Origin of the sequence: Streptomyces dioscori, assembly GCF_003024195.1 — a bacterium.
Taxonomy (GTDB): Bacteria; Actinomycetota; Actinomycetes; order Streptomycetales; family Streptomycetaceae; genus Streptomyces; species Streptomyces dioscori.
Genome location: NZ_KZ679048.1, coordinates 80,882 through 95,854, shown reverse-complemented (window position 1 = coordinate 95,854; position 14,973 = coordinate 80,882). Strand labels below are relative to the sequence as shown.

Below are 14,973 nucleotides of genomic sequence, written 5' to 3'. Positions count from 1 at the left end.
TGAGTACCTGTCAGTACCCGTCAGTACTTGCGGGTCGGGAGGGCTTCCTTCGCCTGTTCCTGGAGGAAGTCGCCCTCCTTGGTCTTGATCCGACGCTCCACCGTCTCGCCGTCGTTGACCTTCTTGACGAGCTCCATCAGCTGGGGGCCGAGCAGCGGGTTGCACTCGACGATGCCGTTGATCTTGCCCTCGGACATCGCGACGAAGCCGTCCTTCACGCCGTCGACCGAGACGATCAGGATGTCCTTGCCGGGCTTCTTGCCGGCCGCCTCGATGGACTGGATGGCGCCGAGAGCCATGTCGTCGTTGTGCGCGTAGAGCACGTTGATGTCCGGGTTGGACTGCAGGAAGGCCGCCATGACCTGCTTGCCGCCGGCCCTCGTGAAGTCGCCGGTCTGGCTGACGACGACCTTCCAGTCGTCCTTGTGCTCGGCGTCCATGATCTCTTTGAAGCCCTTGGCGCGCTCGATCGCGGGGGCGGCACCGGTGGTGCCCTCCAGCTGTGCGATCTTCACCGCGCCCTTGTGGCCGGCCTTCTCCAGGACCTTCTCCAGCATCTTGGCCGCGCGGCGGCCCTCGTCGATGAAGTCGGAGCCGATGAAGGAGACGTACAGGGAGTCGTCGGAGGTCTCGATGGAGCGGTCGGTGAGGATGACCGGGATCTTCGCGGTCTTGGCCTCCTTGAGCACCGCGTCCCAGCCGGTGACGACCACCGGCGAGAAGGCTATGACGTTCACCTTCTGGGCGATGTAGCTGCGGATCGCCGAGATCTGGTTCTCCTGCTTCTGCTGGGCGTCGGAGAACTTGAGGGTGTAACCGGCGTCCTTGGCCGCTTCCTTGACGGACTTGGTGTTGGCGGTGCGCCAGCCGCTCTCGGAGCCGACCTGGGCGAAGCCGAGGGTGATCTTCTTGCCGCCACCACCACTGCTGGAGTCGGAGCCGGAGGAGCTGTCGTCCTCCTTGGCACAGGCCGCCAGGCCGCCCGCTGCCGCCACGCCGACCGCCGCGGTGAGGAAGTTCCTTCTGCTGAGCATGTTCTTCTCCTTTGAAGAGCCGGCCTCGAAGGGCCTGCTGGTACTCGTGCCGCTCGTCGGGACAGGTCCCACGATGTCCAGCCTGTCGATCATTGTTCGAAATATCGGTCAAACAGGGGCGTGTGGGAAATGACCTTCGAGATGGTGCGTGGTACGTGATGCGTGGTGCGTCAAACGGGCAGGGCTTCCGGCAGGCAGGGAGTCAGACAGGTGGGGCGCCCTGGTCGGAGGTGTACGGGAAGGTGCTGGCGCGGACGACCAGTTGGGGCTCGATGGCGATCCGCAGGGCCCCGGACGGCTCCCTGCCCTCGATCAGGTCCAGGAGCAGGGCGATGCTCCGCTTGCCGACCGCCGCGAAGTCCTGCCGGACGGTGGTGAGCGGAGGGGCGAAGAACTCCGACTCCGGGATGTCGTCGAAGCCCGCCACCGCCACGTCCTGCGGAGTGCGCACCCCCGCTTCCCGCAGGGCGCGCAACACCCCCAGCGCCATCTGGTCGTTGGCGACGAAGACCGCGGTCAGTCCCCGGCCGAGCCAGCCCGCCAGTTCCTGGCCCGCCCGGTAGCCCGACAGCGGACTCCAGTCGCCGCGCAGGATCACCGGCGGTTCCACACCCGCCGCTTCGAGGGTGGCGCGCCAGCCCGCGGCCCGGTCGGCGGCCTCCTGCCAGTCCTCGGGTCCGGCGAGGTGCCAGACCGTACGGTGGCCGGCGGCCAGCAGATGACGGGTGGCGAGACGGGCACCCAGGTGCTGATCCACGTTCACGCTGGGGATCCCCACACCGGGTCCGCTGCCCACGGTCACCACCGGGAACGGGTGGCGCAGTTCCGCGAGGGCCTCGACCGCCGACCGCTGCGGGGCGATGGCGACGACTCCCTCCACCCCGCCCTCGCTGAGGTGGTCCAGCGCCTCGGCGAGCTGATCGACGGTCAGCTTGCGCAGGCTGACCGTGGAGACGAGGTAACCCTCGGCGCGTGCCGCCTCCTCCAGTGCGAAGAGGGTGCTGGCCGGACCGTAGAGCGTGGTGTCCGAGGCGACCACACCCAGGGTCCGGGTGCGGCGGGTGACCAGGGCTCGTGCGGAGGAGTTCCGGCGGTAGCCCATCTCCTCGATCGCGTGCAGCACCCTGGCCCGAGTCTCGTCCCGCACGTTGGGGTGGTCCCCCAGCACCCGGGAGACGGTCTGATGGGACACGCCCGCCAGTCTCGCGACATCGGCCATGGTGGGCGGCCGAAGCTGGGATTGTGCCATGCCGCACCTCCTTGGCGGTCGTGTACCGAGAACTTCCTGTGCCGGACCTGTGCCGGACCTGTGCCGGACCTGCGCCGTGCCCCGGATGTCGGCACCGGATGTCGGCCGGTGATTGCGGAGGTCATTGTGAGCGCTAACAATTCATGCCGGTCAAGGGGGCGGACAGCAGGAGGCACGTCACGTTTGAGTAACGCACCGGAAGCGCACGGTTGCGGAACGATGGCGTCGACGCGCTGCGCGGCGCGGGCCCCGGGGAGATGCGGCGAAGGTATTGACGCGCCGCGAGCGCGGCTCTAGATTTCGGCACCGAAACCCCGAACTACGAACGAAATACCGGACGTTGCCCAGGCACACACTCCTACCGAGCCGACGCCCGACAGCTGACAGCTGACAGCTGACAACCGTCGGCCGACTCAATTACTTCGAAGCCCGGCGGGGCGAAGAATGCGCGTCCCAGCGGAAGGGGTCGTCCTCCAGCGCGGAGCGGTCCCACTGTCCGCGCACCGCGGCGGCTTCGTAGGTCGTGTGGAGGAACTCGTTGACAGCGCGATCAGGGGCAGGCGCGGCGCGGACGACCTCGTAGGGCAGCAGGAACTGTTTGAACTCAGCGCTGAAGCAGGCGCCTTCGGGACCCACGGGGTGATCGGCGAACCCGCTGGGTTCGGCGACGGCCGTACGGGATGGCGGGATAGCGGGTTGGCACGGCGAAGGGCCCGCCGGATTTCTCCGGCGGGCCCTTGCCCAGCAATTCTCACGAATCGGGACGACAGGATTTGAACCTGCGACCCCTTGACCCCCAGTCAAGTGCGCTACCAAGCTGCGCCACGTCCCGATGCGCCCCGCCGCGGTGAACCGCGTGAAGACGCAGGTGAACCTTACCGCACGCCGGGCGACGGCCGCCCAGACCTTCCGGGCGCCCGGTGCTCCCCAGGGCCTGTCTGACAATTCCCGTCGTCGCCCGGCAGACGGGAATTGTCAGACAGGCCCTAGGGCCCGGTCAGGTCAGTCGACGAACAGGCCCCGCGCTGCGGCCCGCGCGTCGAACTCCTCCAGGCGGGCCTGGGCGTCCGGCATGCCGTCGCACATCGCCTCCAGGAGCACCTGCCCCAGCAGCATGGGGGCGCTCACCGTGTCGAAGACCAGGCCGGTGCCCACGGCGGCCGGCAGCAGCAGGTCGCTGTGGGCGGCCACCGGGGCGAACGTGCCGTCGGCGATCGTCACCACGGTCAGCCCGGCGTTCCGGGCATGGTCGAGCGCGGCCAGCAGTTCCGCCGGGTGGCGCGGCAGCGCGAAACACAGCAGCGCGCTCGCGCCCGCCCGACGGGCGGCGTCGATCCGGTCGGCGAGCAGTGATCCGCCCTCGTCGAGCAGGCGCACGTCGGGGTGCACCTTCGCGGCGAAGTAGGCGAAGCCGCGCGCCTGGGCGGCGGACGCGCGCAGCCCGAGCACGGGCAGCGGCCGGGAGGCGGCGAGCAGCCGGGCCGCGTCCTCCACCGGCCCGGGGTCGGCCAGCAGGGACGCCAGCTGGAGCAGGTTGTCGACCTCGGCCCGTACCGCCTGCTGGTAGGGGTTGGCCGGCCGTGTGTCCACGGCCGGCCCGACGGGTACGACGTCCCGCAGATGTCTGCGCAGCGCCGGATACCCGTCGAAGCCGAGGGCGACCGCGAACCGGGTCACCGACGGCTGGCTCACCCCCGCCAGCTGGGCCAGCTCCACGCTCGACAGGAACGGCGCGGCGGCCGTCCGGCGGACCAGACAGTGGGCGATACGCCGTTGGGTGGGCGTCAGCCGGCGTCCCTCGAAGAGCTGGTGGAGCCGCGTGGGCGCACCCGCTCCGGAGGACGTACCGCCGTCGGTGCCCGTGTCCGCTCCCTCCGTGTCGCTCACCCCTGTCCCCGTCCGGGTCAGCCCGCGAGACCGGCCGACGTCAGCCACTCCTTCGCGACGTCCGCGGAGTCCTCCTTGTCGTTGCTGATCTTCTTCATCATGTCCAGCAGGTCCTCGGTGGTGAGCTTGGCCGAGATGGCGTTGAGCGCCGACTTGGCCTTGTCGTTCACCGCGGACTTGTAGACGAGGGGCGTGACGTTCTGGGAGGAGAAGAGGTTCTTCGGGTCCTCCAGGACGACCAGCTTGTCCTCGACGATGGCGGGGTCGGTCGTGTACAGGTTGGCGGCCTGCACCTTGTCGTCCTTCAGCAGCTTCAGCAGGGTGCTCTGGGCGCCCGCGTCCAGCGGCTGGAACTGGCCGAACTCGACGCCGTAGACGTCCTTCAGGCCGACCCCGCCCTGGGTGCGGGTCTTGAACTCGGAACCGGCGCCGATGGTCAGGTCCTTCGCGACCGGCTTGAGGTCGGCCAGGGTCTTCAGCTTGTACTTGGCGGCGGTCTCGGCGGTGACCGTGACCGAGTCCTTGTCCTCGGCCGCGGCGGAGTCGAGTATCTCGACCGACTTGGGGAGCTTCGCCTTCAGCTCGGCGTTGACCTCCTCCGTGCCGGTGGCGGTGCTCTTCTTGTCGACCGCCGTGGACAGCAGGGCGCCGTTGTACTCGGGGAAGACGGTGATGCCTCCCTTGACGACCTGGTCGTAGTAGACCTCGCGGGCGCCGATGTCGAACTTGCGGGTCACCTTCAGGCCCTTGTCCTCCAGGGCCTGGGCGTAGATCTCGGCGAGCAGCTGGTTCTCGGGGAAGTTGGCCGAGCCGACGACGATGGCCTTGCCGCCGCCGCTGTCGCCGCTGCTGCCTGTCAGCGGGTTGTCGTCGCCGTCGTCACTGCCTCCGCAGGCGGTGAGGGTCAGGGAGAGCGCGGCGACAAGACTGAAGGCGGCGGTACGGTACGTGGCTTTCATGGGTGTTCCCTTTCTCAGGTACGACTCAGGCTCGGGTCTTTGGTGATGCTCGGGTGCGGCCTGCGCGCGGTTCGGGTGCGCGCCGGGCCTGTGGCTCCGGTCGTTCCGGTCGTTCCGGTGGGTCCGGTGGGTCCGGTGGGTCCGGTGGGTCCGGTGCGTCCGGTGGTTCATGACTTGGCCGCCGCGGGCCGCAGCCCCGGCGAGACGACGGCGCGCCGCAGCGCGGTGAAGACGGCCTGGACGACGAGCGCCAGCGCCACCACGACGGCGGAGCCGCCGATGACCAGTTGGTAGTCGTTGCGGGAGAGCCCGTCGACGATGTAGCGGCCCAGACCGCCGAGACCGGGGTACGCGGCCACGGTCGCCGTGGCCACCACCTGGATGGCGGCGACGCGCAGGCCGAGCAGGATCAGCGGCAGCGCCATCGGCACCTCCACCTTCAGCAGGACCTCCCAGCCGGTCATGCCCATGCCCTTCGCGGCGTCCCGGGCGTCGGGGTCGACACCGCGGACCCCCTCGAAGGTGTTGATGAGGATCGGCGGGACGGCCAGTGCCACCAGGGCGACCAGCACGGGGGCGGTACTGAGTCCGGCGAGGGTCACCACGAGGACGACCAGGCCGAAGGTGGGGATCGCGCGCGCGAGGTTGGCGACGGTGGCGACGGCGAACGCGCCACGGCCGGTGTGACCGACCAGCAGGCCGAACGCCAGCCCGATCACGGTCGCGAAGAGCAGGGACAGACCGCTGTAGGTCAGGTGCTCCGCGAGCCGGTGCGGGATGCCGTCGTCGCCGTGCCACTGCGCGGACGACGTCAGCCACTCGCCGACGAGCTGGATCTGGTTGAGGAGATCGTTCACGCCTTCGCCCCCTTCCCGCGGGCCCACGGCGTGAGCAGCCGCTGCGCCAGGACGAGCAGCGCGTCGGTGACGAGGGCCAGCAGCATGATCAGTACGGTCGCGGTGATGATCGGGGTCGGGAAGTCGAGCTGGAGACCCCGGGTGATGTAGTAGCCGAGGCCGCCCTGGCCGATCAGCTGTCCCACGGCGACGAGGCTGATGGAGGAGACCGCGGCGACCCGTACACCGGCGACGACGACGGGCACGGCGATCGGCAGCTCCACCTGCACGACCCGGCGGACCGTGCTGAAGCCCATCGCGGTGGCCGCCTGCCGTACCGGATCGGGCACCGAGGCCAGTCCGTCCACGACGTTGGGTATGAGCACGGACAGCGTGTACAGGGTCAGCGGAATCATGACCGTGCGTTCGGTGAGCCCCGTATAGCGGACGAAGATCATGAACAGGGCCAGCGACGGGATGGAGTACAGCACGTTGGCCGCGGTCAGGGTGGGCGGGTAGACCCACCGGTAGCGGTGGCAGAGCATGCCGAGCGGCACGGAGATGATCAGTCCGAACAGCACCGGCAGGAGGCCCAGGCGCAGATGGACCCCGGTGTAGTGGGCCAGCTCACCGACGTGATCGCCGATCCAGACCCACCGTATGAGCGGCTCCCCGTCCCTCATCGCCCGTCACCGCCCGTGCTGCCGGCGCCGCCTGCGTCACCGGGGCCGTCCGTCCCGGCGACGCCGTCTGCGCTGTCCAGGGTCCCGTCGCTCTCCGGGCCTGCAGAATCGTCGGCCGACGTCTCGCCATCGGCGTCGCTCTTCACGAGACGGCCCTCGGAGGTCTCCGCCGCCCCCGGCGGCCTGCCGGCTTCGGGCGCCTTGCCCAGATCCGGCCCCTCGGCCGCGTCGGGCGCCTCGCTCGTGCCGGCCGACGTGGCCGGAGCAGCCGGGTCGGCCAACTCCGCCGGTGCGGCCGGTGCGGCCGACTTGGTCGTGTCGATCGGTGCAGCGGGCTCGGCCGGGGCGGATGCGTCGGCCGAGGCGGCTGTCCCGGCTGACGCGCCCGCGCGCGCCGAAGCCCCGGCTATCGCCGCGGACAACTCGTACGCGTCCGCGACGCCCGCGACCGCGCCGTCCGCGTCCACTCCCACCGCGAGGCGGGAGGGGGACAGGAGGGCCGCGTCGAGGGCGGCCCGTGCCGAGTCGCCGACCAGGGCGAACGTGTGGCCGAGCGGGGCGAGCGTCGCGTCCGCCAGGGTGCCGCCGGGCGGGAGGTCGGCGGTCGCGGCCCAGCCGAGCGGGCGCCGGGCCGCGTCGACGGCAAGCACCCAGGGCTCGCCCAGGGACCGGGCGTCCGCGACGGGAGCGGTCACCGGCAGCACCGGGCCCTCGCGCAGCGGCAGACCGGAGGCCTGGACGAAGGAGAGCCGGCGGATACCGCGGTCCTGCCCGACGAAGTCCGCCACGAAGTCGTCGGCGGGGTGCGCGAGCAGCCGCTCCGGGGTGTCGAACTGCGCGAGCTTGCCGCCCGTGCGAAACACCGCGATGTGGTCGCCCAGCTTGATGGCCTCGTCGATGTCATGGGTGACGAAGACGATCGTCTTGTGCAGCTCCTTCTGCAGCCGCAGGAACTCGGCCTGCAGCTCGCCGCGCACGATGGGGTCGACCGCGCTGAACGGCTCGTCCATGAGGAGTACGGGCGGATCCGCGCCCAGCGCCCTGGCGACCCCGACGCGCTGCTGCTGCCCGCCGGAGAGCTGGTACGGGTAGCGCTTGGCCATCGTGGCCGGCAGCCCCACCAGTTCCAGCAGCTCGGCCGCGCGCGAGCGGGCCTTCTTCTTGCCCCAGCCGAGCAGCAGCGGCACGGTCGCGACGTTGTCCAGGATGGTCCGGTGCGGGAAGAGCCCGGCGTGCTGGATCACGTAACCGATGCCCCTGCGCAGTTCGGGGGCGGCCACCTCCCGGATGTCCTGGCCGCGCAGGCTGACCGTGCCCGCAGACGGCTCCACCATGCGGTTGACCATCCGCAGCGTCGTGGTCTTGCCGCAGCCCGAGGGGCCGACCAGGACCGTGAGGCCGCCCTCGGCCAGCTCCAGGGACAGTGCGTCCACGGCTGTGGTGCCGTTGGGATAGTTTTTGCTCACCGCGTCGAATCTGATCAAAGCTGCCCCTTACCCGACTGCATATCGTCATGCAGAGTTGTTCGTGACTGAATTTCAGTCAATCCCCTTTTGTAAACGGGGCGTTACGTTCGTCCGAAGAAAGTGAGAGGACGCCCGGAATGACCACACTTGACCCCGTTTGGTTCACGTTCCTGAACGGTTCCGACATCGAACAGCTGGAACTCAGCGACGCCGAAGTGCTCGATGCCGTCGAACAGGGACTCCTCGCCCAGGGTCACGGCGAGACGGTTATCGAACCACGGGTGCATCTCACGCCCGACCCCGCCTTCAACGGCCACTTCAACGTGCTGCGTGGTTATGTCGCCCCGCTCGGCATGGCCGGAGTCAAGATCGTGGGCGACTACGTCGACAATTACAAATCCGGTCTGCCCTCCGAGATGGCCCTGCTGAACCTCTTCGACCCGCGTACGGGCATGCCGCTGGCCGTGCTGGACGCGACCGCGATCACCGAGATGCGGACCGGCGCGCTCACCGCGCTCGGCGCCCGGCATCTGGCCAAGAGCGACTCCAAGGTGCTCGGTCACATCGGCGCCCGCGCCACCTCGTACTGGAACGTCCGGCTGCTCGACGCGATCTTCGACCTCGACGAGATCCGCGTCCACTCGCGCCGCCCGGAGAGCCGCGAGGCCTTCGCGAAACGGCTGGAGGACGACCTCGGCAAGCCCGTCGTCGTCACCGACGACTGGAAGTCGTGCGTCGAGGGCGCGGACATCGTCGTGGAGGCGTCCCGGCTGGAGCGGCCCGAGCCGCTGCTGAGGACGGAGTGGATCGCGCCGGGCGCGCTCGTCGTCCCCTACGGAACGATGAGCGCGGTCGAGCTCTCGCTCACCGACATCATGGACAAGGTCGTCGTCGACGACTGGGGCCAGTGCAGGTCCGGGCCCTTCGGTGCTCTGCGCGCGCACGTCGAGTCGGGCCGGCTCAGCGAGGCGACCCTGCACGGCGAACTGTGCGAGATCGTGGCGGGCGACAAACCCGGCCGTGAACGGTCCGACGAGACGATCCTGTTCTGGCACCGCGGTCTGTCCCTGTCCGACATCGCCCTGGGCGCGGCCGTGCTCGCGAAGGCCGGGGAGCGCGGACTCGGACAGAAACTGCGGTTCTCATGACGGGCCCCTACCCCGCGAAATCGGAAGCATTGATCGAACCGGCGCTCGAATCGGCGCTGGAACCCGTGCCCGGATCCGTGCCCCGACCGGCGCTCGGACCGGTGATCGTCGACGGCCGCTCCCTGTCCTGCGCGGACGTGGCCGCCGTCGCCCAGCGCGGTGCCCGGGTCGTCCTCGCGGACGAGGTGCTCCCCCGGCTGGCGCGCGAGCGCGCGGTGGTCGACGACGTGGTCGACCGCCAGGTGCCGACGTACGGACTGACGACGGGACTCGGCAGCCGTTCGTCGTACGCCCTGCCGCGCGACGAACTCGCGCGGTTCAGCGTGCGTACGGTACGCGGCCGGGCCAACGCGGTCGGCGACCCGTTGCCCGCCTCCGTCGTACGCGCCGCCCTGATCGCCCGCGTCAACGGGCTGGCCGGCGGCGGCAGCGGGATCAGCCCGCGGATCCTGCCCCTGCTGGTCGGCCTGCTCAACTCCGGCGTCCATCCGCTGGTCCCCGAGGTGGGCTCGATCGGCGCCTCGGACCTGTGCCAGATGGCCCATGTCGGGCTCGTGGTCATCGGCGAGGGCCGCGCCGAACTCTCCGGCGAGGTGCTGGACGGCGCGGGGGCCCTGCGCCGGGCCGGGCTGGCCCCCGCCGAACTGGGTCCCAAGGACGGCCACGTCCTGTGCAGCGCGAGCCCGCTGGCCGCCGGCCACGGCGCCCTCGCCCTCCACGAGGCCGCCACCGTCCTGTTGCTGGCCCAGGCGGTCACGGCACTCACCTTCGAGGGCTTCCGGGCGAACACCAGCCCCCTGGACGCCCGGGTCCTCGGCCTGCGTCCGGCCCCCGGCCAGTCCCGGGCGGCGGAGCAGCTCCTGGCGCTCCTGGCGGGCGGCGACCTCACGGATCCGAAGCACGCCCGCCGGGTCCAGGACCCCATCAGTCTGCGCTGCACCGCCCAGGTGCACGGCGCGCTGCACGCCGCGCTCGACTTCGCCGGCGCGGCGCTGGATCCCGAGCTGAACGGCTGCGGCGACAACCCGGTGGTCCTGCCCGCCACCGACGGCGTACCCGGCGAGATCCTCTCCTCCGGCAACTTCCACACCCCGGCCCTCGCCCTGGCCCTCGACACCGTCGCGCTGGCCGTGACCCAGACCGCGGCGGTCTCCGCCGAGCGCATGCGGCGGCTGCTCAACCCCGCACTCAGCGGGCTGCCCGCCAACCTCTCCCCGCACGGCCCGGAGCGTTCGGGCTTCGCGCCGCTGGCGAAGACGGCGCAGGCGCTGGTCGCGGAGATCCGTCTCCTGTCGGCCCCGGTGAGCACCGACCCGCGGCACGGCGCGGACGGTGTCGAGGACGACTCGACCAACGCCTCGCTCGGGGCACGGCGGCTGTCGACGATGCTGGTCCGGCTGCGTCAGCTGCTCGCCGTGGAGGCCGTGGCCGCCGCACAGGCGGTGGACCTGGCAGCGCCTCCCGCGCTCGGGCGGGGCCCCGCCCTCCTCCACCGGGCGATCCGCGAGCTGGTCCCGCCCCTGGACGAGGACCGGCCCTGCGGGGTGGACGTGGACCGGGTGACCGATGACATCCTGGGGTCCGACGAGGTACGGAACGCCCTGCGTGCCCTGACGGAAGAAGCCTCGTGACCAACGTCGACGTACACCAGCATCTGTGGACCGGCTCGTTCGTGGCGGCTCTGCGGGCCCGCACGGAGCCGCCGTTCCTGGACGGCTGGACGCTGCACACGGCCGGTGAGCCGCCCTACGAGGTCTCCCCCGCCGACCACGACATCACCCGGCGGACCGAACAGGCGGTCGCGGACGGCCTCGGCAGGGCGCTGATCTCGCTCTCCTCCCCGCTGGGCGTGGAGTGGCTCCCCTCAGCGGAGGCGCGCCCGCTGCTCGACGCGTACCACCAGGACGCGGCGGAACTGCCCCGCCCGTTCGGCGCGTGGGCCGCCGCGGGTGTCCGGGACATCGACGCGAAGACGACGGCCGGCTACCTGGATCTGGGATTCGCGGGCCTCCAGCTCCCGGCGAACGCCCTGGCCGACGCGGCGGGTTACGAGCGCTGCGCCCCGCTGCTCGACCTGCTGGCGACCCGGGACCTCCCCCTGTTCATCCACCCGGGCCCGGCGGCCGACATCGATCCCCGGCCGGGCTGGTGGCCGGCGATGGTGCCGTACGTACAGCAGATGCACGCGGCCTGGTTCGCGTTCCGGGCGTTCGGCCGACCGCGCCATCCACACCTGCGGGTGTGCTTCGCGCTGCTGGCCGGCCTGGCACCCCTGCACGGCGAACGCTTCGCGGCCCGCGCCGGGGCGGAGGGCCACAGGGAGACGGACCCGGACGTGTTCGTGGAAACCTCGTCGTACGGCCCCCGCGCGGTGGAGTCCATGGTCCGCGCCCTGGGCACGTCCACGATCGTTCAGGGCACGGACCGCCCCTACGCAGACCCCCCGCAAACCCCGGGCCACGGCCTGGGCGGCGCGGCGGCCTATGCCTTCCGCATCACCAACCCACGCCGCCTGCTCACCGGCGAGGGCGGCGGCGCGGGCTGAGATCAGGACCGGCAGCCGGCCACCCATCCAGCCATCCATCCGGGCAGCCGTCCTGTCCTCAGCCCTTGCGCTCGAACCGGCTGGGAAAGGGGAAGTAGGACTGAAGGAAATCTGACATTCTCCGCGCGATCTCCTCCTGCCGGTCCTGGGGGGTGTTCACGTCGTTGAGGCAGAAGAAGTCGAACCGGCGTTCCTCCGCCAGGGAGGTCATCTTGTCGAAGGCGTCCTCGGACGCCACGTCGATGTACCGCAACTTGAACTTGCCCGGCACGGCCCTGCCGGTCAGGTAGGCCTGGTGATGGTGCAGGGAGGCTCCCATGGCGATGTCCGTCACCGCCCGGAAGCGGGACGCGCTGGTCTGCTGGACCTCGGCAGGGAAGCGGCTCTCTATCTCCTCCATCACCTCGCGCATCTGCGGGTGGGGGGTGTGCATGAACTTGTGCACGGAGAAACGTCCGTGAGCCTCCATCAGGAGCCGTCGTACGTTCTTGCCCGCGGAGTTGGGCGCAGGCTCATCAGGGTGAGGCAGGCCGAGGCCGAGTTGGGCCGGGGAGAAGGGAATCTTGGCCACGCCGTTGCCGTGGAAGAAGTGACCCGGCGCGATGGGACGCCCCACGAAAACGTCGTCGTTGAAGTAGAGGTACCGCTGCGAGAGCCCCGGGATGCGGTGCAACTGGGTACCGATCGCATGTGAGTTGAACACGGGCAGGACCTGCGGGTCCGCGAAGATCTCCTTGTGGTGGATCACCTTGATGCCCGCGGCCTCCTGGTCGAGCCAGTCCGGTGTCTGCCCGTCGGTGACGAGGTAGACGGTACGGACGAACCCGGCGTACATGTCCAGGGAGCGCAGGGAGTAACGCAGCTCGTCGTGGCTCGTGTACCGGGACGCCCCGGTCTCACGAGCGTGGATCGGGGCGGTGCCGCCGGACCGGAAGTGCTCCCGGCGTCCGGCGAGTTCGGGATCGGATCCGTCCACCCAGGTGTATACCACATCGATCGGGAAGTCGACCTCGTCGATCCGAGGACGGACGAAGTCGGCGAACGTCGGGTGCTCGCGTCCGGCGATGACCCGGACCGCGGTGGCGGATCCCTCCGGCAGTACATCGGACACCGCGTTGAGCCGCGGCGCCACCAGCCCCTTCTCGACGACGCTCACGGGCGCCTGCGAACGCAGCTCGGTGAACCGGGGCGTACCGACCACCTGGGCACCGTCGCGCCAGAACTCGACGTCGCAGCCGAACTCCAGACTGCCCAACAGCTGCCCGTCCGGGCCCAGCAGCAGTTCCCCGAACCGAATGGTGTCGGCGCGTTTGACGGCGGCGGGGAGCGCCCCGTCCGCGTACAGACCCGCTTCGCGCGGCAGGAGCTCCTTGGTGGGGAGCGCCGCGTACAGGGCTCCGGAGTCGTAGAGCTCCCGCAGTGCCTTCAGCAACCGCTTGCGGGCCTCCAGCCGGATCCCCAGGACGTGCCGCAGCGGCGAGCGTCCTGGCACGACGAAGTACTCGATCTCGGCGTGTGTCAGCGCGGCGACCACGAGTTCGAGATTGTGGTCGGCGGCACCGGCCGCGGTGAAGGAGGCCATGGTGCGGCCGAACCAGCTGCGGCCCGCCACCTCGATCTCCCTGATGGCCGAATCGCCGGCCAGCAGCGCGCGACGCCGCGCGGCGACACGCTCCACTCGCCTGCGCTCCGCGGCCTCGGTCTCCGCACGCAGGCGTTCCTCGACCCGCCGGGCCTGCACCGACGGCGGAACGAGCTTTGCTCCGACGCGCAGGAGCCTGTGGTTCATGGGCATTCCTCAACTGCTCCGAAGAGTCACGGGGGTGATCAGAGGTGCGCTGATCAGAGGGTGCGTGTCCGGATCCAGTCCAGGATCCGGTCGACGGTGGGCTGATCGTCGAGCAGGGCTCCACCGTGGGCATCGCCCGGTACGACGGTGGTGGAGATGTCGGTGTCAGGCATGCCCTTCGCCTCCTCGGTGGCTTCGAGATCCAGGGAGTGCGCGGCCGGGACGAAGTCCAGCTCCGAGTGGACGAGGTACATGGGGGCGTCGTCGGGGCCCGATGCCCGGTTCTTGGCGACCATGTCCTTCCAGGTGTCCCAACAGCTCGCGTGCAGCGACGTGTCGACGTCGGTTGGGTCCGGGAAGCAGCGCGCGAGCAGGGTGGCGTTGTCGCGGACCTTGCGCTCCTTGTCGCTGCTGAGGTCGCTGTTGCCGTCGTTCCAGGCCCGGTACGGAGAAGCCACGGGGGACAGGCCGACCACTCCGCGGACCCGGTCGCCCCCGGCCCCGTAGGTCGCGACCGCCGTGGCGAGGTGCCCGCCCGCCGACGATCCGAGGATCACCACACGGTCGGGATCGAGATCGAACTCGGCGGCGTGCGCCTTGATCCAGGTGATCGCCGAGATCGCGTCGGAGCGCTGGGCGGGCCAGGGCGCGTCGAAGTTCAGGCGGTAGTCCACGTCGAACGTGGCGTAGCCGGCGTCGGCGAAGGTCCGTGACCAGGTGGTCCATCCGGAGTCCTGGTACCAGTAGCCCCCGTGCAGGACGACGATCGCAGGCTGCGGCGTGGTGCTCGCGTTCCAGTGCGCGGTGAGCTTCTGCCGGACGTGCGAACCGTAGGAGTGGGTGCTCTCCTGGCGGGCGGCGGCGTGGGTCTCGGGAACCTGAAGGGCCAGCGAACCGAGTACGAGCGCGATGCAGCAAATCAAGTTTCTCAGCGCACAGCGCATGCAGCAGGGTCCTCGTGTTGGCAGGGGCAAATGTGAAGGCGCACCGTACCGGGGGGAAACCGTGCACTTCGGACGACTCGTTCGTCCGACGGCGAATCATATGACGAATGGTCAACTGCGAGTCAAGCAGCAGGTGAACTGTGCCCCACTTTCTTCCCGGAGGTCTCCGAGATCATGGATGGGACGCATCGAATTATTTGCCGGATTTGCCGTAACAAAAATTTGCACTAAACGGACAGTCCCTTGACGTACTCACCACTGTTACCCCTCACTGAGAGCTTCTTGTGGTTTACATGTGGTGAACGATGCAGAGAATGTGAGTACGTCGTGCGTGTACGAAGAAGGCGTCTCGGGTGGGCCGTGGTGGCCGCCCTGGTCGCTTCGGTGGGGGGCGCGACTGCCGGCGTGCCATCGGCGGCGGCTGCGGCCTGCG

The 14,973-nt window shown here is 70.0% G+C and carries 12 protein-coding genes, 1 tRNA gene and 1 pseudogene; 3 read left to right on the top strand and 11 right to left on the bottom strand.

All coding sequences use genetic code 11. From position 1 onward, the window contains the following. Window positions 1-20: 20 nt before the first annotated feature. From C6Y14_RS26305 to C6Y14_RS26260, 9 genes and pseudogenes are all read right to left on the bottom strand, one after another. Window positions 21-1,034, bottom strand: a complete 1,014-nt coding sequence (locus tag C6Y14_RS26305; RefSeq protein ID WP_107019309.1) for an ABC transporter substrate-binding protein — start codon at window positions 1,032-1,034, stop codon at window positions 21-23. Window positions 1,035-1,236: 202 nt separating this feature from the next. Next, window positions 1,237-2,283, bottom strand: a complete 1,047-nt coding sequence (locus tag C6Y14_RS26300; RefSeq protein WP_107019308.1) for a LacI family DNA-binding transcriptional regulator — start codon at window positions 2,281-2,283, stop codon at window positions 1,237-1,239. Between the two features lie 417 nt (window positions 2,284-2,700). Then, window positions 2,701-3,087, bottom strand: coding sequence for a DUF5996 family protein (locus C6Y14_RS45195; RefSeq protein ID WP_225891318.1), 387 nt, complete (start codon window positions 3,085-3,087; stop codon window positions 2,701-2,703). Further along, a tRNA-Pro gene (locus tag C6Y14_RS26290) sits at window positions 3,042-3,115 on the bottom strand. Before C6Y14_RS26290 ends, C6Y14_RS45195 begins: the two co-directional genes overlap by 46 nt. A 170-nt stretch (window positions 3,116-3,285) precedes the next feature. After that, entirely contained in the window at window positions 3,286-4,170 is an 885-nt protein-coding gene (locus C6Y14_RS26285; protein WP_107019545.1) for a MurR/RpiR family transcriptional regulator, read from the bottom strand. 17 nt (window positions 4,171-4,187) lie between these two features. Beyond that, window positions 4,188-5,129 carry an ABC transporter substrate-binding protein gene (locus C6Y14_RS26280; protein WP_107019306.1) on the bottom strand — a complete coding sequence of 314 codons (942 nt, stop codon included), beginning with the start codon at window positions 5,127-5,129 and terminating at the stop codon, window positions 4,188-4,190. A 167-nt stretch (window positions 5,130-5,296) separates the two neighbouring features. Further along, the gene (locus C6Y14_RS26270) at window positions 5,297-5,986 is read right to left on the bottom strand and encodes an ABC transporter permease (RefSeq protein ID WP_107019305.1); all 690 of its coding nucleotides are present in this window, start codon (window positions 5,984-5,986) and stop codon (window positions 5,297-5,299) included. Then, a complete protein-coding gene (locus tag C6Y14_RS26265) occupies window positions 5,983-6,648 on the bottom strand; it encodes an ABC transporter permease (protein ID WP_107019304.1) in 666 nt (221 codons plus the stop codon). The genes C6Y14_RS26270 and C6Y14_RS26265 overlap by 4 nt, the downstream gene beginning before the upstream one ends. Before the next feature lie 335 nt (window positions 6,649-6,983). Further along, a pseudogene (locus tag C6Y14_RS26260) lies at window positions 6,984-8,132 on the bottom strand (ABC transporter ATP-binding protein); the annotation flags it as partial. Between the two features lie 119 nt (window positions 8,133-8,251). On the opposite strand from C6Y14_RS26260, the gene C6Y14_RS26255 reads away from it, so the two are divergent. The 3 genes from C6Y14_RS26255 to C6Y14_RS26245 are packed head-to-tail and all read left to right on the top strand — an operon-like array spanning window position 8,252 to window position 11,807. Then, on the top strand, window positions 8,252-9,262 hold the full coding sequence (locus tag C6Y14_RS26255) for an ornithine cyclodeaminase family protein (protein WP_107019303.1): 1,011 nt from the start codon (window positions 8,252-8,254) through the stop codon (window positions 9,260-9,262). Continuing rightward, window positions 9,259-10,893, top strand: a complete 1,635-nt coding sequence (locus C6Y14_RS26250) for an HAL/PAL/TAL family ammonia-lyase (RefSeq protein ID WP_107019302.1) — start codon at window positions 9,259-9,261, stop codon at window positions 10,891-10,893. Before C6Y14_RS26255 ends, C6Y14_RS26250 begins: the two co-directional genes overlap by 4 nt. Then, entirely contained in the window at window positions 10,890-11,807 is a 918-nt protein-coding gene (locus C6Y14_RS26245; RefSeq protein ID WP_107019301.1) for an amidohydrolase family protein, read from the top strand. Before C6Y14_RS26250 ends, C6Y14_RS26245 begins: the two co-directional genes overlap by 4 nt. A 58-nt stretch (window positions 11,808-11,865) precedes the next feature. Here C6Y14_RS26245 and C6Y14_RS26240 read toward each other — a convergent pair whose 3' ends face one another. After that, on the bottom strand, window positions 11,866-13,596 hold the full coding sequence (locus C6Y14_RS26240) for a stealth family protein (protein WP_107019300.1): 1,731 nt from the start codon (window positions 13,594-13,596) through the stop codon (window positions 11,866-11,868). 53 nt (window positions 13,597-13,649) lie between these two features. Continuing rightward, complete coding sequence (locus C6Y14_RS26235; RefSeq protein WP_107019299.1) at window positions 13,650-14,540, bottom strand: alpha/beta hydrolase; 891 nt, start codon at window positions 14,538-14,540, stop codon at window positions 13,650-13,652. Window positions 14,541-14,973 lie beyond the last annotated feature (433 nt).

Coding starts and splice junctions, on each gene's coding strand:
- C6Y14_RS26305 (WP_107019309.1), bottom strand. CDS start 1,034: ATGCTCAGCAGAAGGAACTTCCTCACCGCGGCGGTCGGCGTGGCGGCA.
- C6Y14_RS26300 (WP_107019308.1), bottom strand. CDS start 2,283: ATGGCACAATCCCAGCTTCGGCCGCCCACCATGGCCGATGTCGCGAGA.
- C6Y14_RS26280 (WP_107019306.1), bottom strand. CDS start 5,129: ATGAAAGCCACGTACCGTACCGCCGCCTTCAGTCTTGTCGCCGCGCTC.
- C6Y14_RS26265 (WP_107019304.1), bottom strand. CDS start 6,648: ATGAGGGACGGGGAGCCGCTCATACGGTGGGTCTGGATCGGCGATCAC.
- C6Y14_RS26255 (WP_107019303.1), top strand. CDS start 8,252: ATGACCACACTTGACCCCGTTTGGTTCACGTTCCTGAACGGTTCCGAC.
- C6Y14_RS26250 (WP_107019302.1), top strand. CDS start 9,259: ATGACGGGCCCCTACCCCGCGAAATCGGAAGCATTGATCGAACCGGCG.
- C6Y14_RS26240 (WP_107019300.1), bottom strand. CDS start 13,596: ATGAACCACAGGCTCCTGCGCGTCGGAGCAAAGCTCGTTCCGCCGTCG.
- C6Y14_RS26235 (WP_107019299.1), bottom strand. CDS start 14,540: ATGCGCTGTGCGCTGAGAAACTTGATTTGCTGCATCGCGCTCGTACTC.